The sequence below is a fragment of the Bacillus sp. JJ864 genome (genome assembly GCF_036963045.1).
In the GTDB taxonomy this organism is placed as follows: domain Bacteria; phylum Bacillota; class Bacilli; order Bacillales; family Bacillaceae_G; genus Bacillus_A; species Bacillus_A pseudomycoides_C.
Genome location: NZ_JBALLY010000044.1, coordinates 31,921 through 56,730 on the forward strand (window position 1 = coordinate 31,921; position 24,810 = coordinate 56,730).

26 protein-coding genes are annotated in these 24,810 nt (G+C 38.0%); 24 read left to right on the forward strand and 2 right to left on the reverse strand.

Going from position 1 to position 24,810, the window contains the following annotated elements:
• Positions 1 to 261: 261 nt before the first annotated feature.
• From cymR to V7024_RS08320, 7 genes are all read left to right on the forward strand, one after another.
• Positions 262 to 678 carry a cysteine metabolism transcriptional regulator CymR gene (gene cymR / locus V7024_RS08290; protein WP_090916825.1) on the forward strand — a complete coding sequence of 139 codons (417 nt, stop codon included), beginning with the start codon at positions 262 to 264 and terminating at the stop codon, positions 676 to 678.
• A gap of 35 nt (positions 679 to 713) precedes the next feature.
• Positions 714 to 1,871 carry a cysteine desulfurase family protein gene (locus tag V7024_RS08295; RefSeq protein WP_335518178.1) on the forward strand — a complete coding sequence of 386 codons (1,158 nt, stop codon included), beginning with the start codon at positions 714 to 716 and terminating at the stop codon, positions 1,869 to 1,871.
• A 4-nt stretch (positions 1,872 to 1,875) separates the two neighbouring features.
• Positions 1,876 to 2,991, forward strand: a complete 1,116-nt coding sequence (gene mnmA / locus V7024_RS08300; RefSeq protein WP_335518183.1) for a tRNA 2-thiouridine(34) synthase MnmA — start codon at positions 1,876 to 1,878, stop codon at positions 2,989 to 2,991.
• A 115-nt stretch (positions 2,992 to 3,106) separates the two neighbouring features.
• Positions 3,107 to 3,763, forward strand: coding sequence for a tetratricopeptide repeat protein (locus V7024_RS08305; protein ID WP_335518186.1), 657 nt, complete (start codon positions 3,107 to 3,109; stop codon positions 3,761 to 3,763).
• Between the two features lie 18 nt (positions 3,764 to 3,781).
• On the forward strand, positions 3,782 to 6,112 hold the full coding sequence (gene recD2, locus V7024_RS08310; protein ID WP_335518189.1) for an SF1B family DNA helicase RecD2: 2,331 nt from the start codon (positions 3,782 to 3,784) through the stop codon (positions 6,110 to 6,112).
• 108 nt (positions 6,113 to 6,220) lie between these two features.
• Positions 6,221 to 6,409: a hypothetical protein gene (locus V7024_RS08315; RefSeq protein WP_020060848.1), complete on the forward strand. Its 189-nt coding sequence runs from the start codon at positions 6,221 to 6,223 to the stop codon at positions 6,407 to 6,409.
• A gap of 17 nt (positions 6,410 to 6,426) precedes the next feature.
• Complete coding sequence (locus V7024_RS08320) at positions 6,427 to 6,555, forward strand: YrzQ family protein (protein ID WP_335518192.1); 129 nt, start codon at positions 6,427 to 6,429, stop codon at positions 6,553 to 6,555.
• A 103-nt stretch (positions 6,556 to 6,658) separates the two neighbouring features.
• On the opposite strand, the gene V7024_RS08325 is transcribed toward V7024_RS08320, so the two are convergent.
• Complete coding sequence (locus tag V7024_RS08325; protein ID WP_335518195.1) at positions 6,659 to 6,874, reverse strand: hypothetical protein; 216 nt, start codon at positions 6,872 to 6,874, stop codon at positions 6,659 to 6,661.
• A 191-nt stretch (positions 6,875 to 7,065) separates the two neighbouring features.
• Here V7024_RS08325 and V7024_RS08330 point away from each other — a divergent pair, with 191 nt between their 5' ends.
• The 13 genes from V7024_RS08330 to V7024_RS08390 all read left to right on the forward strand — a co-directional run bounded on the left by V7024_RS08330 (position 7,066) and on the right by V7024_RS08390 (position 20,771).
• A complete protein-coding gene (locus V7024_RS08330) occupies positions 7,066 to 8,142 on the forward strand; it encodes an AI-2E family transporter (RefSeq protein WP_335518309.1) in 1,077 nt (358 codons plus the stop codon).
• Between the two features lie 367 nt (positions 8,143 to 8,509).
• Complete coding sequence (gene alaS, locus V7024_RS08335) at positions 8,510 to 11,152, forward strand: alanine--tRNA ligase (RefSeq protein ID WP_335518198.1); 2,643 nt, start codon at positions 8,510 to 8,512, stop codon at positions 11,150 to 11,152.
• Positions 11,153 to 11,225: 73 nt separating this feature from the next.
• Positions 11,226 to 11,492 carry an IreB family regulatory phosphoprotein gene (locus tag V7024_RS08340; RefSeq protein WP_035434175.1) on the forward strand — a complete coding sequence of 89 codons (267 nt, stop codon included), beginning with the start codon at positions 11,226 to 11,228 and terminating at the stop codon, positions 11,490 to 11,492.
• Between the two features lie 3 nt (positions 11,493 to 11,495).
• Positions 11,496 to 11,909, forward strand: a complete 414-nt coding sequence (gene ruvX / locus V7024_RS08345; RefSeq protein ID WP_098915104.1) for a Holliday junction resolvase RuvX — start codon at positions 11,496 to 11,498, stop codon at positions 11,907 to 11,909.
• A 12-nt stretch (positions 11,910 to 11,921) separates the two neighbouring features.
• Positions 11,922 to 12,206 carry a DUF1292 domain-containing protein gene (locus V7024_RS08350; protein WP_335518203.1) on the forward strand — a complete coding sequence of 95 codons (285 nt, stop codon included), beginning with the start codon at positions 11,922 to 11,924 and terminating at the stop codon, positions 12,204 to 12,206.
• 229 nt (positions 12,207 to 12,435) lie between these two features.
• Positions 12,436 to 13,506, forward strand: coding sequence for an endolytic transglycosylase MltG (gene mltG, locus V7024_RS08355; RefSeq protein ID WP_335518206.1), 1,071 nt, complete (start codon positions 12,436 to 12,438; stop codon positions 13,504 to 13,506).
• A 197-nt stretch (positions 13,507 to 13,703) separates the two neighbouring features.
• The gene (locus tag V7024_RS08360; RefSeq protein ID WP_020060857.1) at positions 13,704 to 14,351 is read left to right on the forward strand and encodes an O-methyltransferase; all 648 of its coding nucleotides are present in this window, start codon (positions 13,704 to 13,706) and stop codon (positions 14,349 to 14,351) included.
• Between the two features lie 6 nt (positions 14,352 to 14,357).
• Positions 14,358 to 15,287 (forward strand): peptidase U32 family protein, encoded by a 930-nt coding sequence (locus V7024_RS08365; protein WP_335518209.1) that lies wholly within the window; start codon positions 14,358 to 14,360, stop codon positions 15,285 to 15,287.
• A 17-nt stretch (positions 15,288 to 15,304) separates the two neighbouring features.
• Positions 15,305 to 16,585 carry a peptidase U32 family protein gene (locus V7024_RS08370; RefSeq protein ID WP_335518212.1) on the forward strand — a complete coding sequence of 427 codons (1,281 nt, stop codon included), beginning with the start codon at positions 15,305 to 15,307 and terminating at the stop codon, positions 16,583 to 16,585.
• Positions 16,586 to 16,602: 17 nt separating this feature from the next.
• Positions 16,603 to 17,241 carry a uridine kinase gene (gene udk, locus V7024_RS08375; RefSeq protein WP_335518214.1) on the forward strand — a complete coding sequence of 213 codons (639 nt, stop codon included), beginning with the start codon at positions 16,603 to 16,605 and terminating at the stop codon, positions 17,239 to 17,241.
• Positions 17,242 to 17,522: 281 nt separating this feature from the next.
• Complete coding sequence (gene greA, locus V7024_RS08380) at positions 17,523 to 17,999, forward strand: transcription elongation factor GreA (RefSeq protein WP_335518217.1); 477 nt, start codon at positions 17,523 to 17,525, stop codon at positions 17,997 to 17,999.
• Positions 18,000 to 18,268: 269 nt separating this feature from the next.
• Positions 18,269 to 20,023, forward strand: a complete 1,755-nt coding sequence (locus V7024_RS08385) for a peptidoglycan D,D-transpeptidase FtsI family protein (RefSeq protein ID WP_335518220.1) — start codon at positions 18,269 to 18,271, stop codon at positions 20,021 to 20,023.
• Positions 20,024 to 20,126: 103 nt separating this feature from the next.
• A complete protein-coding gene (locus tag V7024_RS08390; protein ID WP_335518223.1) occupies positions 20,127 to 20,771 on the forward strand; it encodes a YrrS family protein in 645 nt (214 codons plus the stop codon).
• Positions 20,772 to 20,803: 32 nt separating this feature from the next.
• Here the strand turns inward: V7024_RS08390 and V7024_RS08395 are convergent, their stop codons facing one another.
• Positions 20,804 to 21,019, reverse strand: coding sequence for a YrzA family protein (locus tag V7024_RS08395; protein ID WP_335518226.1), 216 nt, complete (start codon positions 21,017 to 21,019; stop codon positions 20,804 to 20,806).
• Positions 21,020 to 21,156: 137 nt separating this feature from the next.
• Here V7024_RS08395 and V7024_RS08400 point away from each other — a divergent pair, with 137 nt between their 5' ends.
• The 4 genes from V7024_RS08400 to V7024_RS08415 all read left to right on the forward strand — a co-directional run bounded on the left by V7024_RS08400 (position 21,157) and on the right by V7024_RS08415 (position 24,649).
• Complete coding sequence (locus V7024_RS08400) at positions 21,157 to 21,795, forward strand: class I SAM-dependent DNA methyltransferase (protein WP_335518229.1); 639 nt, start codon at positions 21,157 to 21,159, stop codon at positions 21,793 to 21,795.
• A gap of 14 nt (positions 21,796 to 21,809) precedes the next feature.
• Positions 21,810 to 22,505, forward strand: a complete 696-nt coding sequence (gene mtnN / locus V7024_RS08405) for a 5'-methylthioadenosine/S-adenosylhomocysteine nucleosidase (protein ID WP_020060866.1) — start codon at positions 21,810 to 21,812, stop codon at positions 22,503 to 22,505.
• Between the two features lie 85 nt (positions 22,506 to 22,590).
• Positions 22,591 to 23,514, forward strand: a complete 924-nt coding sequence (locus tag V7024_RS08410; RefSeq protein ID WP_335518234.1) for an O-acetylserine dependent cystathionine beta-synthase — start codon at positions 22,591 to 22,593, stop codon at positions 23,512 to 23,514.
• A 1-nt stretch (position 23,515) separates the two neighbouring features.
• Positions 23,516 to 24,649, forward strand: a complete 1,134-nt coding sequence (locus tag V7024_RS08415; RefSeq protein WP_335518238.1) for a bifunctional cystathionine gamma-lyase/homocysteine desulfhydrase — start codon at positions 23,516 to 23,518, stop codon at positions 24,647 to 24,649.
• Positions 24,650 to 24,810 lie beyond the last annotated feature (161 nt).

The following is a 24,810-nucleotide window of genomic DNA, read 5'->3' on the forward strand; positions in this document are numbered from 1 at the left end:
AAAAGCCCGATTGGTTCAACTAATAATCAGTGGGGGGATAAAGAAAACCCCCACTGATTAAAGTTTCACTTTATGTTATAAATTCCGAGTGATTTGGTATACTTATATGTTATCATTTCTGTTAGAAAAGTTGAAATTCCTTATCATACTATATTATGCTATAATTTCAAAGGATTTTGATTTCAGAGAGTGTTTTTCCTATTAAATAAACGAATAACGAACGAAGTAGAAGCAAAAGACTTGAAAAGAGGTGCTACATATATGAAAATCTCAACAAAAGGCCGTTACGGTTTAACAATTATGATTGATCTTGCGAAAAAGTTTGGAGAAGGACCGATTTCGTTAAAATCGATTGCGCAGGCGCACGATTTATCAGAGCATTATTTAGAGCAATTAATTTCTCCGCTTCGTAATGCGCGTCTTGTGAAAAGTACACGCGGTGCATATGGTGGTTATGTGTTATCAGATCAACCGATTAACATTACAGCAGGTGATGTAATCCGCGTATTAGAAGGACCGATTAACGTAGTAGAAATGTTGGATGAAGAAGAACCAGCACAACGTCAGCTTTGGATACGTGTTCGTGATGCAGTGCAAGAAGTTCTTGATAGTACAACGTTAGAGGATTTAGTACGCTATGAAGAAGAAAACAACGGCGGTTATATGTTTTATATCTAATTCCGTGTGTAACGATTTGGAAAGAAGGAGATATTATGGAACGCATTTACTTAGATCATGCTGCGACATCTCCGGCTCACCCAGAAGTAGTCGAAAAGATGATTCCATATATGACAGAAGTATTTGGTAACCCGTCAAGCATCCATTTCTTTGGACGCCAAGGCCGTCATGTAGTGGATGAAGCAAGACGTGCGTGCGCGCGCAGCATTCATGCAAATCCAAATGAAATTATTTTTACAAGCGGCGGTACGGAGGCTGATAATTTAGCCCTTCTTGGCGTAGCTCGTGCGAATCGTAAGAAAGGAAATCATATTATTACGACAGCAATTGAGCATCATGCGATTTTGCATACGTGTAATGTGTTAGAGCGAGAAGGGTTTGAAGTGACGTACTTACCTGTTGATGAAACAGGTCGTATTCGCATTTCAGATTTGCAAGCGGCATTAACAGAGCAAACGATTCTTGTCTCGATTATGTTTGGGAATAATGAAGTTGGTACAGTGCAGCCGGTAGCAGAAATTGGTGCTCTATTAAAAGAACGTAGCGCTTACTTTCATACAGACGCAGTACAAGCATACGGTTTAACGACAATTGATGTGAAAGAGCTTGGCATTGATCTCTTGTCAATTTCAGGACATAAAATTAATGGTCCAAAAGGTGTAGGCTTTTTATATGCAGGGCAGCATGTAAAGTTTGAACCGCTGTTAACAGGCGGAGAGCAAGAGCGAAAGCGCCGTGCTGGTACAGAAAATGTTCCGGGAATTGTTGGACTTTGGCAAGCTATTTTGTTAGCAGAACAAACGCGTGAGCAAAAAAATGCCCAATACAAGGAATTTAAAGATATAATGATATCTGTCTTTAAACAAGAAGACATTACTTTCGAGGTAAACGGAAACTTCGAACATAGCTTACCACATGTGTTAAATATAAGTTTTACAGGAATGAATATTGAGTCGTTTCTTATGAATTTAGACTTAGCGGGAGTTGCGGTTTCAAGTGGATCTGCTTGTACAGCAGGCTCCATTGATCCGTCACATGTACTCGTAGCGATGTTCGGAAAAGAATCCGATAAAATACGTTCATCCGTACGCTTTAGCTTCGGTTTAGGAAATACGAAAGAACAGGTCGAAAAAGCAACGTACGAAACAGTGGAAATCGTGAAGCGATTAACACAAAATGAATATAGGGGGTGACATGATGAACAAACTACCTCACGAATCGCGCGTTGTCATCGGGATGTCTGGTGGCGTCGATTCATCTGTAGCAGCAATGTTATTAAAGAAACAAGGCTATGATGTAATCGGAATCTTTATGAAAAACTGGGATGATACGGACGAAAACGGTGTATGTACAGCAACAGAAGATTATAACGATGTCATTGAAGTGTGTAACCAAATTGGAATCCCGTATTATGCAGTCAATTTTGAAAAGCAATATTGGGATAAAGTATTTACGTATTTCTTAGACGAGTATCGCGCTGGGCGTACACCAAACCCAGATGTAATGTGTAATAAAGAAATTAAATTTAAAGCATTTTTAGAACATGCGATGGCACTTGGTGCAGATTATGTGGCGACAGGACACTATGCACGTGTAGCGTATATAGACGGGGAATATAAAATGCTGCGCGGCGTTGATGATAATAAAGACCAAACATATTTCTTAAATCAACTTGGACAAGACCAATTATCAAAAACACTGTTCCCGCTTGGTGAGTTAAAGAAGCCACAAATTCGTGAAATGGCGAAAGAAGCTGGTTTAGCAACAGCGGCGAAAAAAGATAGCACAGGTATTTGTTTTATCGGCGAACGTAACTTTAAAGACTTTTTAAGCAACTACTTGCCGGCACAGCCAGGTAAGATGCAAACATTATCTGGTGAAGTGAAGGGGAAACATGACGGTTTAATGTATTATACAATTGGACAACGTCACGGCCTTGGCATTGGCGGCAATGGAGATCCATGGTTCGCTGTTGGAAAGAACTTGAAAGAAAACATTTTATATGTAGAACAAGGATTCCATAATGAACTGTTATATGGCGACGAAGTATTTGCTACAAATGTAAGTTGGGTTAGCGATAAGCCGAAAGAAAAAGAATTTGCATGCACAGCGAAATTCCGCTATCGTCAAGCGGATAACGGTGTAAAGGTTCAAATCGTTGATGAGAATACAATTCGTATTCTTTGTGATGAACCAATTCGTGCAATAACGCCAGGACAAGCAGTTGTTTTCTATGATGGAGATGAGTGCTTAGGCGGTGCGACAATTGATGACGTATACCGTAATGGTAAGAAACTTGATTATTTAGGATAAGAAAGAAGAACCTCTGCCTTGTATCGGTCAGAGGTTTCTTTTTAGATAAAAACGAATTTTCGTTCGCTCGGAAAATAGATTCTTTGTTATAATTTGTTGTAGAGGTGAAGGATACATGTCAAATAAGCTTGAAACAGGCATTCAATATATGCAAGAAGGAAACTGGGAAGAAGCCGCAAAAAATTTTACTGAGGCGATTGAGGAAAATCCAAAAGATGCACTCGGTTATATTAACTTTGCAAATTTACTAGATGTCTTAGGAGATAGTGAACGTGCTATTGCCTTTTATAAACGTGCGATTGAATTAGATGAGCAATCTGCTACGGCATACTATGGATTAGGAAATATATATTATCAGCAAGAACTTTTTGCAGAGGCGAAAGAAGCATTTGAGAAGGCAATGCAAGCGGGACTGCAGACAGGAGATGTGTCGTTTATGCTTGGCATTACATATGTGCAGCTTGGAAATGACCGTTTAGCACTACCGTTTTTACAACGTACCACTGAATTAGATGAAAATGACGTTGAAGCCATTTTCCAATGCGGATTATGCTTGGCGCGTCTAGAACATGTAAAAGAAGCAAAACCTTATTTTGAAAAAGTTGTAGCACTTGATGAAGAACATGCAGATGCATATTACAACTTAGGTGTTGCATATGCGTTTGAAGAAAATCGTGAGAAGGCGCTTGCGATGTTTAAGAAGGCTGTAGCGATTCAGCCAGATCATTTTTTAGCTGGTAATGGTATTCGTTTATTAGAGCAAGACGCATAAAATGGGAGGAGGGGCAAAATGGGAAATCAACATGCAATGGATTTGTTTGAGGAAGAGCAAAAGTTTATAAAAGCACAAGTTCTTCATACCATTTTCCACAACGAAGAAAACCTCTATTCCGTTGTCAGTATGAAAATTATTGAAACGAATGAAACGTATGACGAAAAAAAGGTCATGATAACAGGTTACTTTCCCCGCATGCATGAAGATGAAGTGTTTACACTAACGGGTCATTTTAAAGATCATCCAAAGTACGGGAAACAATATCATATTGAAACGTTTAAAAAAGAATTGCCGCAAACCAAAACCGGAATGGTGCAATATTTAGCGAGCGATTTATTTAAAGGAATTGGGAAACGAACAGCTGAAAAGATTGTTGATCATCTTGGTGAACATGCTATTTCGAAAATTATGGATGATCCCGCAGCTTTGGACGGGATTGTAAATAAGCAAAAAGCACAGGAAATATACGAGACGATTATTGAACATCAAGGCCTTGAAAAAGTGATGAGCTTTCTAAACGGTTATGGGTTTGGAACGAAGCTCTCTATTAAAATTTATCAACAGTATAAAGAAATGACACTTGAAGTCATCCGCAAAAATCCGTATCAACTGATTGAAGAGGTAGATGGTATTGGATTTGGCCGAGCGGATGATATTGGCCGAGCGCTTGGTATCTCTGGTAATCATGCTGATCGAGTACGAGCAGGTTGCTTCTATACATTAGAGCACGTTTCGCTGCAAGAAGGTCATGTGTATATGAAAAGAGAGCAGTTAGTGCAACAAACGATGGAGTTATTAAATAACCAAGAAACGGCTGTTACAGAAGAAGATGTTTTACAATGTACGGAAATGATGCAAGGAGAAGGCAAAATTATTATAGAAGATGAGCGTGTATATTTAGCCTCCTTGTATTATTCTGAAAAAGGTGTTGTAGCCTCCATCAATCGTTTACTTGGCCAAGAAGAACTTCCTTCCTTTCCTGAATCGGAGCTGTTGTTAACAATCGGAAAAATTGAAGAGCAGTTCGGCGTGCAATACGCACCGCTTCAGCAAGAAGGTATTCAAACAGCTCTTCATAAGCCAATGATGATTTTAACAGGTGGACCTGGTACAGGAAAGACGACTGTTATTAAAGGGATTGTTGAAATGTATGCTTCTCTTCATGGTTTATCATTAGACCCGAAGGATTATAGTGATGACAATCCGTTCCCTATTTTATTAACAGCACCGACAGGAAGAGCGGCAAAGCGTATGAGTGAGTCAACAGGATTGCCTGCTTGTACGATCCATCGTCTGCTTGGATGGACACCAGAAGGATCGTTTCAACGTAATGAGCACGATCCTGTTAAAGGGAAGTTACTTATTATTGATGAATTTTCTATGGTTGATATTTGGCTTGCGAATCAATTGTTCAAGTCGTTGCCAACTACGATTCAAGTCATCATCGTTGGAGATGAAGATCAATTGCCATCTGTTGGTCCCGGACAAGTGTTGAAAGATTTATTAGAATCGGGCGTTATTCCGACAGTAAAGCTTACGGAAATTTATAGACAAGCAGAAGGTTCATCTGTCATTCAGCTTGCTCATGCGATTAAAAAAGGTGTATTACCTTCTGATGTAACGCAAAACAAGAAAGAGCGTTCGTTTATTGCTTGCACAGGTACGCAAATTGTTGATGTTGTGAAGAAAGTGTGTGAAAACGCACAAACAAAAGGGTTTAGTGCGCGTGACGTACAAGTGCTAGCTCCGATGTACAAAGGGCCAGCAGGTATTAATACATTAAATGAAGCGCTGCAAGAAGTATTTAATCCGAAAAAAGAAAAAAGAAAAGAAATCGCATATGGCGAAGTTGTATACAGGACTGGAGATAAGGTGCTTCAACTTGTCAATCAACCGGAAAGTCAAGTGTTTAACGGTGATATCGGTGAGATTGTGTCGGTGTTTTATGCGAAAGAAAATGTGGAACAACAAGATATGGTTGTTGTTTCTTTTGACGGTATCGAAGTGACCTATACAAAGGCAGATTTAAATCAAATTACACATGCGTATTGTTGTTCAATCCATAAATCACAAGGAAGCGAATTTCCAATTGTAATTATGCCTATTGTGAAAAGTTATTATCGTATGCTGCGCCGCAATTTAATTTACACAGGGATTACACGCAGTAAAAAGTTTTTAATTATTTGCGGCGAAGAATCAGCGTTTCAATCTGGTGTAAATCGCCTTGATGATGCGCTCCGTCAAACTACATTATGCAATCGCCTGCAAGGAAAGACCGAAGCGACTGAGGTGATAAGTGAGGAAGGCCTCGATGTGGAAAACATTTCACCGTATGATTTTATGTAGCGAGGTGAAATTATATAGTGTAATGCAGTTCTTCTCATGTATAAACATATACAGTTTGGACATAATGGCGTAATAGAATACGGGAGATTGTAAGGAGATGAACGCCATATGTTCAGTTGTCCAAACTGTAAAGGAAAAGATATCGGGAAAATCGGTGTGAATCAATATTATTGCTGGAACTGCTTTATTGAATTATCGATTTCAAAGGGGAAAATTCATACACATCAAGTCGAAGAAGACGGCTCATTAAGTTCTTTAGATGATTTATTTGATGAGAATGAACGGACAATCGGCTAATAAGGAGAGTGTTAACTTTGAAATTGCGCTCATCATTAATCGCATTAGGTGTAGGAGCAGCGGCATATCAATATGCACGTAAGCAAGATGTATTTTCAAGACGAAATATGAAAAGAGCACGTAAAATGCTGAGGTCTTACTTATAATTTACATTATGTATGTGAAAAAGGCTCCCTAATTTTTGGGAGCTTTTATTATATCTGGCGATTCATCCCCCGCCTCAAGTGCGAAACGGTAGGTGGGGGTAGTTCAATATGTACTTGTATAGAGATAAAATAGTCCAATCTGGGAGAAAAGATGAGAAAGTCCATAGCAGCCCAATCCTAAAACGCCATAGTACCAGAGATGCCTGGCGCGTTCTTGATTGGAAGAGGGAATGAAAAATCCCTTCCAAATGCCAAAGCCAATGCATACCCATTCCAATAGCATACAAAGTGTGGAAAGACCTAACATTAACCAAACCATTGTATTCCCCCTAACTTTGTGGAACAAATTGGGATATTACTGTTTATTTATGTGCAATACTTTATGAAAATGTATTTGTTATGTTAAGTATTTTTCTACAAAACAGTAAGAATACCTACAAAAATATTATGGCACGGCAATGTTTTTTATTTTTTACACATAACCTTCTTTATTTCTTTTCAAACTAAGAAATAGAGGAGGTTTTTCTGTTGAAGAATCTTAAAATTATTTGGATTTATCGGTTAGGTTTATTGTTGCTGATTTTTTTATGTTTGCTTGTCTTTTTGAAAATTAAGCCGTTATGGGCACCGATTTTATTTATGCTTAAGGTTGCCATTACACCATTCTTACTTGCTTGCTTTATTGCTTATTTGCTGCATCCGCTTATTGAAAAATTACATGAAAAAGGTATGCCGCGCACACTTGCCATTTTACTCATTTATATTCTTTTCTTTGGTGGTATTGGATACGGTGTGTATAAAGGAACACCAGCCGTTGTTGCGCAGCTCCAAGAAATGAACGAACAATTCCCGCAATTTGTAAATATGTATGAAACGTGGACGGATGGAGTAAGAGAGCAAACTGAAAATTTTCCTGAGTTTGTGAATGAGAAAGTGAAGCAAATATTTGCAGGAGTTGAAGGGAAGATACAAGCGCTTTTAAATAAAGTAATGAGTACAGCAAGAGGAATACTTGATTCCCTTCTTATCATTTTCTTAATTCCATTTATCGTATTTTATATATTAAAAGACTACGGAGAGTTTTATCATATTTTTTGGAAGGTTATACCATCTAAATGGCGGAAGGATGGGCAACAGTTAGCAAAAGAAATTGATAAGTCTCTTGGAAATTACATTCGCGGCCAATTATTTGTTTGTTTAATTTTAGGCGGTGTTTCTGCGCTAGCCTTTTGGTTTATCGGGATGAAATATCCATTGCTGTTAGGAATTATTGTTGGGGTTACTGATATTATCCCGTATTTCGGCCCTATTTTAGGGGCGATCCCAACATTAATGATTGCTGCAACAGTATCGACGAATTTAGTTATTAAAGTTGGTATTGCGCTTGCGATTTTACAATTTGTTGAGAGTAATATACTATCTCCATATATTGTAGGAAGGTCGCTGCGGATGCACCCAGTTGTTATTATGCTTGCGCTGCTTGTTGGCGGAGAAATTGGTGGCATTGTCGGACTTTTATTATCCGTGCCGCTGTTAGCAATTCTTCGTACGATTATTGTACACACTAAGCCGTATTGGAAACATTGACAAATGGAAATGGATTCGCTACAATTTTGGCATATAGTATATGATAAATTGATGACGGAACGAGTATGTTACAGTCCATTTTGCAGAGAGAGGCTTCCTTAGGCTGTAAGAAGCTTCAGATGAAGGGTAACAGAACGCTATTCCTGAGAGCAGCTAATCCCTGCCGTCTTGCCACGTTACGGCAACTTGAGGTGATGAAATATATGCATATGATTACGATATGCAACCTAGCTGTCGTGTCTAAAAGTGAGACACTTCTGCTTTTTATTTCATAATCAGGGTGGTAACGCGAGTCAACTCTCGTCCCTGTTATAGGGGACGGGAGTTTTTTGTTTTCTAATCGATTTTAATGAAGGAGGAAATACATATGAACCACTTAACAGGCGCACAAATTCGTCAAATGTTTTTAGATTTTTTCCAGGAAAAAGGACATGCAGTAGAACCAAGTGCATCATTAGTTCCGCACGAAGATGCATCTCTTTTATGGATTAACAGCGGTGTTGCAACGCTGAAAAAATATTTTGATGGCCGCGTAATTCCGCAAAATCCACGCATTACAAATGCGCAAAAATCAATTCGTACAAACGATATTGAAAACGTAGGAAAAACAGCTCGTCACCATACATTCTTTGAAATGTTAGGGAACTTCTCAATTGGTGATTACTTCAAAGAAGAAGCAATTACATGGGCTTGGGAGTTTTTAACAAGTGACAAGTGGATTGGATTCGATAAAGAATTACTATCTGTTACGATTCATCCAGAAGACGAAGAAGCATTTACGATTTGGCATGAAAAAATGGGCGTGCCAAAAGAGCGCATTATTCGTTTAGAAGAAAACTTCTGGGATATTGGTGAAGGCCCAAGTGGACCAAATACAGAAATTTTCTACGACCGCGGAGAAGCTTATGGCAGTGATTTTAGTGACCCAGAATTATATCCAGGCGGAGAAAACGAGCGTTATTTAGAAGTGTGGAACCTTGTATTCTCACAATTTAACCATAACCCTGATGGTACGTATACGCCGCTTCCAAAGAAAAATATTGATACAGGGATGGGTCTTGAGCGTATGGCGTCTGTTGTACAAAACGTGCCAACGAACTTTGACACTGACTTATTTATGCCAATTATTAGCGCGACAGAAGCAATTTCTGGTGAAAAATATCGTGCTGGTAATCAAGAACAAGACACAGCATTTAAAGTAATTGCTGACCATATTCGTACAGTAACGTTTGCTGTTGGAGATGGAGCTCTTCCTTCTAACGAAGGCCGCGGTTATGTATTACGTCGTTTATTACGCCGCGCTGTGCGTTATGCGAAGAAACTAAACATTAACCGTCCATTTATGTACGAATTAGTACCAGTAGTTGGGGAAGTAATGAAAGATTTCTATCCAGAAGTTCTAGAAAAGAAAGATTTCATTGCACGCGTTGTGAAAAATGAAGAAGAGCGTTTCCATGAGACACTTCATGATGGAGAAGCAATTTTAGCTGAAGTAATCGGTAAGGCAAAAGAAGCAAAATCAACGGTTATTTCTGGAGAAGACGCATTCCGTCTATATGACACATACGGATTCCCAATTGAGTTAACAGAAGAATATGCAGAAGAAGCTGGCATGACAGTTGATCATGAAGGCTTTGAAGCAGAGATGGAAAAACAACGTGAGCGTGCACGTGCAGCTCGTCAAGACGTTGATTCTATGCAAGTACAAGGCGGCGTTCTTGGTGAAATTAAAGTAGCGAGCGAATTTGTTGGTTATGGTACGGTAGCTACAGAAAGTAACGTTGTTGCACTTGTGAAAAATGGTGAGTTTACAGATAGCTTACAAGCTGGTGAAGAAGGACAATTAATGTTAGATGTAACACCATTCTACGCTGAGAGCGGTGGTCAAATTGCTGACCGTGGTTACCTTCTTGCTGATGGCGTAAAAGTGCTTGTAAAAGATGTACAAAAAGCGCCAAATGGTCAAAACTTACACAAAGTAGTTGTAGAAGAAGGAACATTAACGAAAGATGCAGTAGTAAAAGCGGTGGTTGATACGAAAAACCGCGCAGCAATCGTGAAGAACCATACAGCAACTCATCTTCTGCACCAAGCATTAAAAGATATCCTTGGCGGACACGTAAACCAAGCTGGATCTCTTGTAACATCAGAGCGTTTACGTTTTGACTTCTCTCATTTCGGTCAAGTAAAAGCGGATGAACTTGAAAAAATTGAGCGTATTGTAAACGAGAAAATTTGGGAAAGTATCACAGTAGACATTTCTCAAAAAGCAATTGAAGAAGCAAAAGCGATGGGTGCAATGGCACTATTCGGGGAAAAATACGGCGATGTAGTACGCGTTGTACAAGTAGGCGGTTATAGCTTAGAGCTTTGCGGTGGTTGTCACGTAGATAATACAGCATCTATCGGTATTTTCAAAATTGTTGCTGAATCTGGTATCGGAGCAGGAACGCGCCGTATTGAAGCAGTAACAGGAAAAGCTGCATATGAACTAATGAACGAACAAGTAGGTTTATTAAAAGAAGCAGCAAATAAAATGAAAACAAACCCGAAAGACATTTTAACAAGAGTAGATGGCTTGTTTGCAGAAGTAAAGCAACTGCAAAAAGAAAATGAATCTCTTGCAGCAAAACTAAGCAACATTGAAGCTGGTAACTTAACAGATGCAGTACGTACAATTGATGGTGTAAATGTACTTGCGACGAAAGTAAACGTTGCAGATATGAACAACTTACGTACGATGATGGATGATTTAAAGAATAAATTACAATCTGCAGTTATCGTGCTTACAGCTGTAAATGATGATAAAGTTAACATTCTTGCTGGCGTAACGAAAGATTTAATTGAGCAAGGATACCACGCTGGTAAGCTTGTGAAAGAAGTGGCATCTCGCTGCGGCGGTGGCGGCGGCGGTCGTCCTGATATGGCGCAAGCTGGTGGTAAAAACCCAGCACAAGTAGAGGATGCACTTGCATTTGTAGAAGAGTACGTTAAATCTGTTTCAAAATAAAGAGATAGTAGTGTACAATAGTAGGGAGAAGGGATATCTTTCTCCCTATACCTAGTAAAGTGAGGTGCTTAAAATGGACGGATTCGATAAAACGATGAAGTTTAACTTCCAAGAAGAAAAACAAAATGTCCATGTCAATGACGTACTATTAACTGTGTATGATGCACTTCAAGAAAAAGGATATAATCCGATTAATCAAATCGTCGGTTATTTATTAAGCGGCGATCCGGCATACATACCTCGTCATAAAGATGCTCGCAATATTATTCGTAAGCTAGAACGTGATGAATTGATTGAGGAGCTTGTTAAGTCTTACTTGAAACATCATCGTGAGGAGTAGTTTATGCGTATATTAGGTTTAGATGTTGGTACAAAAACAGTCGGCGTTGCGATAAGCGATGAGATGGGCTGGACAGCACAAGGTTTAGAAACGATTAAAATTAACGAAGAAAGAGGCGAATTTGGTTTTAATCGTATTTCTGAATTAGTAAAACAGTACAATGTGGACAAGATAGTAGTAGGATTGCCAAAGAACATGAATGGTACAATCGGTCCGCGCGGCGAGGCTTGCCAGCAATTTGCGAAAAACTTGCATGAACTCGTGCAATTAGAAGTTGTACTGTGGGACGAACGTTTGTCAACAATGGCAGCAGAGCGCCTGCTCATTTCGGCAGATGTAAGTCGAAAGAAACGAAAGCAAGTCATCGATAAGATGGCGGCTGTCGTAATTTTACAAGGATATTTAGATAGTAAATAAGAGGTGACCATAATGGAAGAAAATCAAATTACAATTGTTGACGAAAAAGGTAACGAACATCTATGTGAAATTATTTTCACGTTTGATGCTGAAAAATTTGGAAAAAAATCTTACGTAGTATTCTCACCAATCGGTGAAGTTGACGAAGATGGCGAACCAATTTATGATGCAATGGCTTTCGAGCAAAACGAAGATGAGTCTGGTGGCACATTACTTCCGATCGAATCAGAAGAAGAGTGGGAAATGGTACAAGAAATGTTTAACACTCTTGCTGAAGAAGAAGGCGAACAAGAGTAATATGGTAAGTGAAAACAAACTGATTTCATATTGAAATCAGTTTGTTTGATTTATAAGGTGCATGAAAGATTTTTTATCGAAAGCATACCGATCTTTGTAGTATAATAGTACAGATTGTAGAAAAAAGAAAAAACATGTCTAACAGTAGACATGTTTTTTCATATTGCGTAGATTTTGTATAGGGGAGACCCGTGCAGTCTATAATGGGGAGTAAGGAGGAAGTACGGTAGTGAATCAAAGTAAAATAAAAAAATTAAGACAAGTGATTGCGGTCATTTTCATCGCATTGCTTGTTGTATGCGGCGGTACGTATGCGTATGTTACATCAGCTTTACAACCACTAAATACAACAAGTAAACAGGAAATTGAAGTGGAAATTCCAAAAGGTTCTTCTACAAGTAAGATTGGAGAGATTTTGGAAGACAAAGGAATTGTGAAAAACGGGACTATATTTAGTTTTTATGCAAAAATGAAATCTAAAAATTTACAAGCTGGCACATATTTGTTAAACCCATCGATGAATACAGAGGAAATAATGGGACAAATGTCATCAGGTAATGTGCATCGTCCAGTTGTTTATAAAGTGACAGTTAAAGAAGGCGCACAAGTTGTTGAAATTGCAGATACAATTGCAAAGGAATTGAAGTGGAATAAAGAAGATGTTGTTCGCCAATTAAACGATAAAGCATTTGTACAAAAATTACAGAAAAAATACCCTGTTTTATTAACAGATAAAATTTTTGATGCAAATATTAAATATCCATTGGAAGGATATTTATATCCAGCAACGTATCCTTTTTATAAAAAGGACCTAACATTAGAAGAAATTATTATTCCAATGTTAGAGAAAACAAACAAGCTCATTGTCGAAAATGAACAGAAAATGAAAGCGAAAAATTGGGATGTTCATCAATTATTAACTTTATCTTCACTTATTGAAGAAGAAGCAACAGGTTATACAGATCGTCAAAAAATTGCAAGCGTGTTCTATAATCGTTTAGCGAAAGGAATGCCTTTGCAAACAGATCCAACAGTGTTATACGCATTAGGTAAGCATAAAGAGCGTGTGTTATATGATGATTTAAAAGTAAACTCTCCGTATAATACATACGTTATAAAAGGGTTACCAGTTGGACCAATTTCGAATTCTAGTGTAAAATCATTACAGGCAGCACTTGAACCTGAAAAAACAGATTATTATTATTTCTTGGCGGCACCAGACGGTCAAGTGTACTACGCGAAGACATTAGAAGAACATAACGCGTTAAAACAAAAATATATTACACAAAAGCAATCGTAAATTTTTTGAGGGAAGCGAGAAAAATTCGCATATCCCTCTTTTTTATGATAAAATATACCGGGTTAAAAACTGGTAGAAGAATCGTTTTTAATATAGAAACGGGACGTACAAGCTAAGGATAGAGCGGGCTTGTATTTTTCTTTCCACATAGAGACAATATTCTTTTTTACTTCTCCATGCGATAAGGAGGACTATCTATGGAGCAACAAGATGTAGTTTGTGAATATTTGCTGTCTTTTATCGATCCAAAAGATGAGCTTATTCTTGAAATGGAACAGTATGCACGTGAGCAACATGTACCAATTATGGATCGCCTTGGCATGGAATTTATGTTACAATTTTTGCGTTTAATTGGGCCAAAGAGCATATTAGAACTTGGTACAGCAATTGGATATTCTAGCATTCGCATGATGCAAGCTATTCCAAATTCAAGCATTGTGACAGTAGAGCGAAACGCAGATCGATATGAAAAAGCACTTGAATATATAAATCGTTCCCTAGTAAAAGAGCGCATTTCTGTTATTTTTGGAGATGCTTTAGAAACAGGGGAGCAAGTAAAAGAACATGGCACATTTGATGTTATTTTTATTGATGCAGCAAAAGGACAATATCGTCGCTTTTTTGATATATATGAGCCGTTATTAAATCCTGGCGGTGTCATTATTTCAGATAATGTACTATATCACGGTCTTGTGACGACAAAGGAACACATTGAAAATAGACGTACACGCGGTTTAATTAGACGAATTAAAACGTATAACGAGTGGCTCATGAATCATGAAGGATATGATACAACCATTTTCCCAATTGGTGACGGAGTAGCAGTGAGTAAAAAGAAAGGGTGACAGGCAATGAAAAAACCTGAGTTGTTAGTAACGCCAAAAACAGTAGCGGATATCGAACCACTTGCAAAAGCAGGTGCTGATGCAGTGATGATTGGTGAACAAGAGTTTGGCTTACGTTTAGCCGGCGAATTTTCTCGCGAGGATGTAAAAGAAGCGGTAGCGATTGCACATGAAAATAATATGAAAGTATATGTCGCAATGAATGCGATGTTCCACAATGATAAAGTAGAAGCTTTACAAGATTACGTTGCATTTTTACAAGAAGTAAATGTAGATGCAGTTGTATTTGGAGATCCAGCTGTATTAATGACGGTGCGTGAAGTTGCACCAAATATGAAAATGCACTGGAATACAGAAACAACAGCAACGAACTGGTTTACATGTAATTACTGGGGACAAAAAGGTGCAAAGCGCGCTGTGTTAGCTCGTGAATTAAGCTTAGATGCAATTGTTGAGCTAAAAGAACATGCAGAAGTAGAAATAGAAGTACAAATTCACGGTATGACATGTATGTTCCAGTCGAAGCGTTCTTTAGTAGGAAACTACTTCGAATATCAAGGTCGTGAAATGGAAATCGAGAAGAAGAAATACGAAGAAAACATGTTCTTGCATGATGCAGAGCGTAACAATAAGTACCCAATTTATGAAGATGAAAACGGTACGCACATTATGAGTCCAAATGACATTTGCTTCATCGACGAGCTAGAAGAGTTAATTGATGCAGAAATTGATAGTTTAAAAATTGAGGGTGTATTAAAAAGCTCTGAGTATATCATTGAAGTGACAAAGAAATATCGTAAGGCGATTGATTTATGTGTAGAAAATCGCGACGCATATTACGATGTGAAAGACAACTTATATAAAGAGATTGAGGAATTACAACCAGTAAATCGTCCGTTAGATACAGGGTTCTTCTTTAAAGAAACGGTTTATTAAAATAGGAGGTAACGCACATGAGTTTTCAAGAAATTTCACGCGTCATTAACGGAAAGCGTGTTATTGTAAAAAAACCTGAGCTATTAATGCCCGCAGGAAACCTAGAAAAATTAAAAATAGCTATTCATTACGGCGCAGATGCTGTATTTTTAGGAGGACAAGAATTTGGTCTTCGTTCGAATGCAGGGAACTTCACGTTAGAAGACATGGCTGAAGGCGTTGAATTTGCAAAGAAGTACGGAGCAAAAATATATGTTACAACAAATATCTTTGCTCATAATGAAAACATGGATGGGCTAGAAGAATATTTAAGAGGGATTGAAAAAGCAGGTGTAACAGGTATAATCGTTGCAGACCCTCTTATCATCGAAACATGTAAGCGCGTAGCTCCTTCTGTGGAAATTCATTTAAGTACACAGCAATCATTATCAAACTGGAAAGCGTCCCAGTATTGGAAAGAAGAAGGATTACACCGCCTTGTACTTGCTCGTGAAGTAAGCTATGAGGAAATGAAAGAAATTAAAGAAAAAGTGGATATTGAAATTGAAGCATTTATTCATGGTGCGATGTGCATTGCTTACTCTGGAAGATGTACATTAAGTAATCATATGACAGCGCGTGACTCAAACCGCGGTGGTTGCTGTCAGTCTTGTCGCTGGGATTATGATTTAATTCAAACAGTATCGCAACATAAAGAAGTACAAGAACTTCCTCTATTCCAGGAAGAGGATGCTCCGTTTGCAATGAGTCCAAAAGACTTAAATCTTATTTTATCAATTCCGAAGATGATTGAAATCGGAATTGACAGCTTGAAAGTTGAAGGCCGCATGAAATCTATTCACTATATTGCAACTGTGGCAACTGTATACCGCAAAGTAATTGATACGTATTGCGGGGATCCAGACAACTTCGAGTTTAAACAAGAATGGTTAGAAGAGCTTGATAAATGCGCAAATCGTGATACAGCTCCTGCATTCTTTGAAGGAGTTCCAGGGCACTTAGAACAAATGTATGGAAATCATAGTAAGAAAACAACGTATGATTTTGCTGGTTTAGTGTTAGATTATAATGAAGAAACGGGCATTGCGACAATAGAGCAGCGTAACTACTTCAAGCCAGGTCAGGAAGTTGAGTTCTTTGGACCAGAAATTGAAAACTTTACACAAACGGTGGAAAAAATTTGGGATGAGGATGGAAACGAATTAGACGCAGCGAGACATCCGCTGCAAATCGTGAAATTCAAAGTGGATCAACCAGTGTATGTGAACAACATGATGCGAAAAAGCATACTTCAATAAGAAAGAGTGGTAGTTGAATGGGGACGAACAAGCCTGTTGTAATTGGAATTGCTGGTGGTTCAGGATCAGGTAAAACAAGTGTAACAAAAGCAATTTTTGATCAATTTCAAGGTCATTCGATTTTAATCTTAGAGCAAGATTATTATTATAGAGATCAAAGTCATCTGCCGATGGAAGAGCGTTTAAAAACAAATTATGATCATCCATTAGCATTTGATAATAACTTGTTAATTGAGCACTTGCAGCAGTTGCTGGAGTATAAGTCAATTGAGAAGCCAGTATATGATTATACATTGCATACACGTTCGGAAGAAATTATTCCAGTTGCACCGAAAGATGTAATTATTTTAGAGGGAATTCTTATTTTAGAAGACCCGCGTCTTTGCGATATAATGGACATTAAAGTATTTGTTGATACAGATGCTGACCTTCGCATCTTACGTCGTATGCAGCGCGACATTAAAGAACGCGGTCGTACGATGGACTCAGTTATTGAACAATATGTAAATGTTGTGCGTCCAATGCACAATCAATTTATTGAGCCTTCTAAGAAATTTGCGGATATTATTATCCCAGAAGGTGGACAAAATCATGTTGCAATCGATATTATGGTCACAAAAATTGCAACAATTCTTGAAGAAAAAGTGAATTTGTAATAGCATAGTAAAAGATATTCGATAGGAAGGGATTTTCTCCCTTTTTATCGAATACAATGAAACATGCAAACCTCACCCATATCTAGGTGAGGGCATATTTATATTAGCTTTCCATACATATCTTTTTGATATAAGGAAGAATTAAGGAAATACGGGGTTGTATGTGACAACTCCGCTAGTGCTGCGTGTACTAGAAACCTCCGCTACTTTATAAGGCGGAGGAGTTTTCATATGGAACTCCTCTTTTTTCGGGGGATCGGTATATAAAAGGAGTGGAAAACATGGCAACAGAAAAAACATACCCTATGACACTTGAGGGAAAACAAAAATTAGAACATGAGATTGAACAATTAAAAACAGTAAGACGTAAAGAAGTTGTAGAACGTATTAAAATTGCGCGCAGTTTTGGTGATCTTTCTGAGAACTCTGAGTACGATGCAGCAAAAGATGAGCAAGCATTTGTAGAAGGGCGTATTACACAACTTGAAAACATGATTCGTAATGCAGTTATTATTGAAGATAACGGTGAAGAATCTACAGTTGTAACGTTAGGTAAAACTGTAATATTTAAGGAATTACCAGATGGAGAAGAAGAAGCATATACAATCGTTGGTAGTGCAGAAGCAGATCCATTTGAAGGTAGAATTTCTAACGATTCTCCAATCGCAAAAAGCTTACTAGGAAAGCAAATTGGTGAAAAAGTTGCAATTCAAACACCAGGTGGAGAAATGCAAGTAGAGATCGTTTCTGTAAAATAATAAAAAGGTTCACTCCTCGGAGTGAACCTTTTTTATGTTTATCCCGCTATTCATGGGCAGTAAGACCCCCACTAACGGAAGTTTCACTTTAGGTAAGTGGGAACGTCTGGCCGTGCAAATAAACGATCAGGGCCGTTAAACAAAGGGAGAAAGCGAGTGCAGATCATTTTGATTCTGCATAGTAAAAATGAATTCATGTAGTTCGTAAAAGAAAGTGTTTGTATAAAAAGAATAACATCTCGTCAACACTGAAAGATGAGGTGTTTGTAATGAATATGCAGCAACGAGTCATCATCGTTTTAATTGCCTTTATGTGTATCATATGTATTTTACTTGGTCGTTTAATACAAGTTCAGCTTGTGGAAACGGAGTCGTTTACAGATAAACATATTAACTTAATTGAAAAAAGTGTTGCGCAGCGTACACAAGCAATGATTGTAGACGATGGGCGCGGCCGTTTTACCGATCGAAATGGAGAAGAGCTAATAGATGACAATCAGCCAATGCTGATTTTATTTCCATTTCTACAAAGTACGACTTGGCCGATGCAAAAGATTGCTCACATTATTGGAGCGCAAGAGAAAGATATAGAGAAACAAATACGAAGAGCAAAACAGCCTGTTGTATTTCAGCAAGATGAACAGTCGTTGAAATTAACAAATGAACAAATGAAGCAAGTTAATGATTTAAAGATTCCGGGCGTTATAGCCGTGCATGTAAGAAATAAACAAACTAACATGATAGCAGAGCATTTCATTGGAATTACTGGAGAAAATGAGGAACAGTTTGTAAAAAGATACGGAGACAAAGAAAAGAAGAAAACACCAGTTGGTATTTCAGGATTACAACGCTCGTTTGATGAGTTTTTATTATCAGACGGGGAAGCGAAAATACTCTATCATGTTGACGGACAAGGAGAACCGATTTTCGGCAGAAATGTTAAGTATACATATCCTGCTAATCCTTTTTATCCTCTGAGGATAGAGACGACACTGGATAAAAGTTTACAAATGAGAGCAGAAGACTTGATCGATGAGTGCAAACTTGTAAAAGGTGGTCTCATATTACTCGACATTCAAACGAATGAAATTTTAGCAATGGTGAGTAAACCATCGTTACATACGAATAATAAGGAAGCATATAAGCGGGGGGCAAGTAATCAAATGCTTATTCCTCAATTTCCTGGATCTGTTTTTAAAACAGTTATTGCAGCAGCTGCTATTGAAGAAGGACTACTTACAGCAAGGCGAAGATTTGATTGCAATATGGACCTTTATGGAGAAGGGAAAGCCGATCGATTGATGGGAACGCTATCGTTTACAGAAAGCTTTGCTCGTAGTTGTAATCGTACGTTTGCAGAGCTTGGACGCGAATTGTTACAAAAAGATAAAATGATGATTGAGAAGTATGTCGAAGCGTTAGGAGCGTCTAAAAGTGTTGGATGGGAAGGAACTGTTTTTCATACGACTGCATTTCGGCAGCTTACAGAGGAAAAAGAGGGAACGATTTGGCGCGATGAAAGAGATAAAAACGTTCGCAAAGCAATTGCGCAAACAGCAATCGGTCAAAAGGACGTTCGCTTATCACCGCTAGCTGTCGCGAATATGATGGCAACCATTGCAAGGGGCGATGAAAAGAAAGAGGTTAAAGCTGTTCGGGACATTACATATAAAAATGGTACGAAAGTATTTCATTTTGAAGATCATGTATTACAAGGAAAAACACTTAAAAGAAATACGATTAAGAAAGTGCAGCGATTGTTAAGAAGTGTTGTAACGGCACCGAATGGTACAGGATCTGCGTATCAATCATTACCATTTACAATAGCGGGAAAATCAGGAACTGCACAAACAGGGAAAGAGAATTATGAAAATCGTTGGTTTGCTGGTTATTTTCCATATGAAAATCCTCGGTATGCGTTAGTTGTCGTTGATTTAGAAACGAATAGGAAAAACAATGTGGTAACACGTATTTTTACTGATTATGTGAAGGCGATTGCTAAGGTGGAACAATTGCAAAAGTGATAAGAAATATTTTCATTTTGTGAAAAAGTGGTCCTACTCCTTCAACCTTTGTGCATTTGATGTTACAATAACAAGTATGAAAATTGTCATGGAGGTTTGAATAATGGCAGGAGGAACTAGATTTAACCAAAAACAACAAAGGCGTCGCCAAAACGGTATATTGAATATTGCAATTGGTATCGTGTTATTTACGGTAGTAATTGTAGCATATCAACTATTCTTTACTTCTGATAATACAGAGCAGGCTGCTTCTAGTGATAAAAAAGTAACGCAGCAAACTGAAAAAGAAAAAGAAGCCGCGAAAAAGAAAGAGAAAGAAGATGCTGCTAAGAAGAAAGAAGAAGCAAAAGCAGCGGAACAAAAGAAAAAAGAAGAAGAAGCTAAGAAGAAAGCGGAAGAAGAAGCGAAAGCAAAAGAGAACGAAAAAGTATCCGCAGAGAAAACAATTTCACAAGCGAAAGAAGCATATACAAAACCAGCTTGGAAACCAGTTGGTACTGAGCAAGGGCAATCACCTGCTATGACATTCCAGAAAGGAAGCGTGGACTGGAATGAGATGAATAAAGCGATTGCTTATGCAATTGATATCCCAGTGGAACAGTTGGTAATTCAACGTATTGGAAATAACGGAAAACAGAAAGCATACGGCAGAGTAACAGATAAACAAACAGGAAACAAATATAATGTAAATATTGATTGGGTAGAGAATGAGGGCTGGAAACCAACGCTTGTTCAAACCCTGAATTAAAAAGGAGAGAGGTGATAAAGCCTCTCTCCTTTTTAGCGCAATTTTTTCAATTTAAAGTGAACAACAGCGCTATAATATGGTCGTTTGCTTTCAGGATCCATCATCATTTGATGCGAAATGTGATGTACTTCTAACATCAGTGCCTTATTATTATCAATTTGTTCATTAATTTTCTTTTCTAGCAATGCTAAGCTAGCTGCCTCAAAAAACTCAACTTTATCTTCTATCATTTCAAATGTAAACGACATGAAGAGCACCTCTTTCTGCATGTTCATAGTTTAGTTTATCAAAGAAAACTAAGAAATACCATGTGCATTTTTGTTGACTTTTTGATGAATAAGGCATATTATACTGATAAATCCGATAAGAAAAAGGGGAATTTTCTATGGGAACAGAATTTAATGAACTATTTGATCAATGGGCTCATACGTACGATTCGTTCGTACAGGGTGAAGATATACAATATAAAGAAGTTTTCGCCCATTATGAGGAGATTTTAGAGGATGTAGTAAATAAATCTTTTGGCAATGTTTTAGAATTTGGTGTTGGTACCGGCAACTTAACAAATAGATTATTAGCTGCTGGTCGAACTGTTTACGGTATAGAGCCATCAAAAGAAATGCGTACGATTGCTAAGCAAAAGCTTCCGAAAGAAGTAGCGATTACAGAAGGTGATTTTTTAAACTTTGTCACTCCTTCGCATGTGGATACAATCGTCAGCACATATGCGTTTCACCACTTACTTGATGAGGAAAAAAATGTAGCCATTGCGAAGTATAGTCAATTGCTAAACAAAGGTGGTAAAATAGTGTTTGCTGACACGATATTTGTAGATCAGGAAGCATATGATAAAACTATTGAATATGCGCAGCAGCGAGGGTTTTATGAGTTAGCAAATGATCTACAAACGGAATATTATACGCGTATTCCTGTTATGCAATCTATTTTTGAAAACAATGGCTTTCATGTCTCATTTACTCGCATGAATCATTATGTTTGGGTAATGGAGGCAACGAAGCAATAGAAAGAGGGATTCGATTGAGAATTGCTGTAATTGGAGCAATGGAAGAAGAAGTACGTATTTTACGTGACAAGTTAGAACAAGCAGAAACAGAAACAGTTGCGGGGTGTGAATTTACGAAAGGTACATTAGCAGGGCATGAAGTAATCTTGTTAAAATCAGGTATCGGTAAAGTAAATGCAGCGATGTCTACAACGATTTTATTAGAACGTTATCAGCCGGAAAAAATTATTAATACGGGTTCAGCTGGTGGGTTCCATCATTCTTTAAACGTAGGTGATGTTGTCATTTCAACAGAAGTTCGTCACCATGACGTAGATGTAACAGCATTTAACTATGAATACGGTCAAGTACCAGGAATGCCAGCAGGATTTCCAGCAGATGAAGAACTTGTTGCATTAGCTGAAAAATGTATGCAAACAGCAGAAGGAATTCAAGTTGTTAAAGGTATGATTGCAACAGGAGATTCTTTCATGAGCGATCCAAACCGCGTTTCATTTATTCGTGAGAAGTTCACTGATCTGTATGCAGTAGAAATGGAAGCTGCGGCAGTTGCACAAGTATGTTATCAATATAAAGTGCCATTTGTTATCATTCGTGCACTTTCTGATATTGCTGGTAAAGAATCAGATGTTTCGTTTGAACAGTTTTTAGATCAAGCAGCTCTTCATTCTACAAACTTTATTGTAAAAGTATTAGAAGAGTTAAAGTAATGTAGCAAAAAGGCAACTGTTTCATATATAGAAATTACATACAGTTGCCTTTTTCTTTTGAGGGGTTAGGTAAGGAGGAAATACGATGAAAGTGTATCGCAGCGTTCATGACCTCATCGGACATACACCACTTGTTGAAATTACGCGCTTTTTACTTCCAAAAGATGTTCGGATTTTTGCAAAGCTTGAATTTTTTAATCCAGGTGGAAGTGTGAAAGATCGGTTAGGTCGAGAATTAATTGAGGATGCTCTCGCCAAAGGGCTTGTAAAGCCAGGGGGAACCATTATTGAACCGACAGCTGGCAATACAGGAATCGGGCTGGCACTTGCAGCACTTGAGCATGATTTACATGTTATTGTGTGCGTTCCAGAAAAATTTAGTATTGAAAAACAAGAACTTATGAAAGCTCTTGGTGCAACAATTGTTCATACACCTACGTCACAAGGAATGACAGGTGCTATTGCAAAAGCAGAAGAACTTCTGAAAGAAATTCCAAATTCGTATTCTCCATGTCAATTTGCAAATGAAGCAAATCCACGTGCATACTATAAAACATTAGGGCCTGAACTGTGGGAGGCACTAGATGGACATATTGATATATTTGTCGCTGGTGCTGGAACCGGTGGAACATTTATGGGAACAGCATCATATTTGAAAGAGCAAAATCAACAAATTCAAACAGTCATTGTTGAACCAGAAGGCTCTATTTTAAATGGTGGCGAAGCCGGTTCTCATGAGACAGAAGGAATTGGGCTTGAGTTTATACCATCATTTCTTAATCCAATATATTTTGATGTCATTCATACGATTTCGGATCGTGATGCGTTTTCACGTGTGAAACAACTGGCGCAAAAAGAAGGGCTCCTCGTTGGCAGTTCTTCGGGGGCAGCACTTCATGCAAGCTTATTAGAAGCTGAGAAAGCAAAGCCAGGAACAAATATTGTAACCATTTTTCCAGATAGCAGCGAACGCTATTTGAGTAAGCACATATACAAAGGATGGGAATAAAATGAGAACAAAAACAAAGTTAATTCATGGTATTCATATCGGAGAATCTTCAACTGGAGCAGTAACAGTACCGATTTATCAAACGAGTACGTACAAACAAGAAGGTGTAGGAAATCATAAAGGCTATGAATATTCACGTACAGGAAATCCGACTCGTTCAGCTCTTGAAGAAACAATTGCTATTCTTGAAAATGGTCATGCGGGATTTGCATTCGGATCAGGTATGGCAGCAATTACAGCAGTAATGATGCTTTTCTCTAAAGGAGATCACGTCGTTTTAACAGATGATGTGTACGGCGGAACGTACCGCGTAATGTCAAAAGTGTTAAATCGCTTTGGTATTGAACATACATTTGTTGATACAACAAACTTAGAAGAAGTAAAAGCAGCGATTCTTCCAAACACAAAAGCAATTTATGTTGAAACACCGACAAACCCGCTTTTAAAAATTACGGATATTAAACAAATTGCAGCACTTGCTAGAGAACAAGGCTTATTAACAATTGTTGATAATACATTTATGACACCGTATTGGCAAACACCAATCTCTCTTGGTGCAGATATTGTACTTCATAGTGCAACAAAATATTTAGGCGGTCATAGCGATGTTGTTGCTGGTGTAGTAGCTGTAAATAGTGCAGAGTTAGCAGAGGATCTTCACTTTGTACAAAACTCAACAGGTGGTATTTTAGGACCACAAGATAGCTTTTTATTACTGCGTGGTTTAAAAACATTAGGAGTGCGCATGGAAGAACATGAAGCAAATGCACGTGCAATTGCTGAGTTTTTACAAAATCATCCGAAAGTAAATAAAGTGTATTATCCAGGGCTTAGCACCCACCATAATCATGATTTAGCAGCAGAACAAGCAAATGGTTTCGGTGCAATTATTTCGTTTGATGTAGATAGTCAAGAAACATTAAACACTGTACTTGAGAAAGTACAATACTTTACGCTTGCTGAAAGTTTAGGGGCAGTAGAAAGCTTGATTTCTATTCCTTCGCAAATGACACATGCTTCAATTCCAGCAGAGCGCCGTGCACAACTAGGAATTACAGATACATTAATTCGTATTTCAGTTGGAATTGAAGACGGAGAAGATTTAATTGAAGATTTAGCACGAGCGTTAGCATAAGGGAACAAGCACTACGAAATAAAGTAGTGCTTGTTATATATAAATCCAAATTAAAAAACCAACATAAAACCATTCTTTTTAGATTGTCGAGAGCATCTGGCCATGCATAGAAGCGGTCAGGGCCTTTTTCTGCCACATGCGCAGTTAAAACCAAAAAGAGC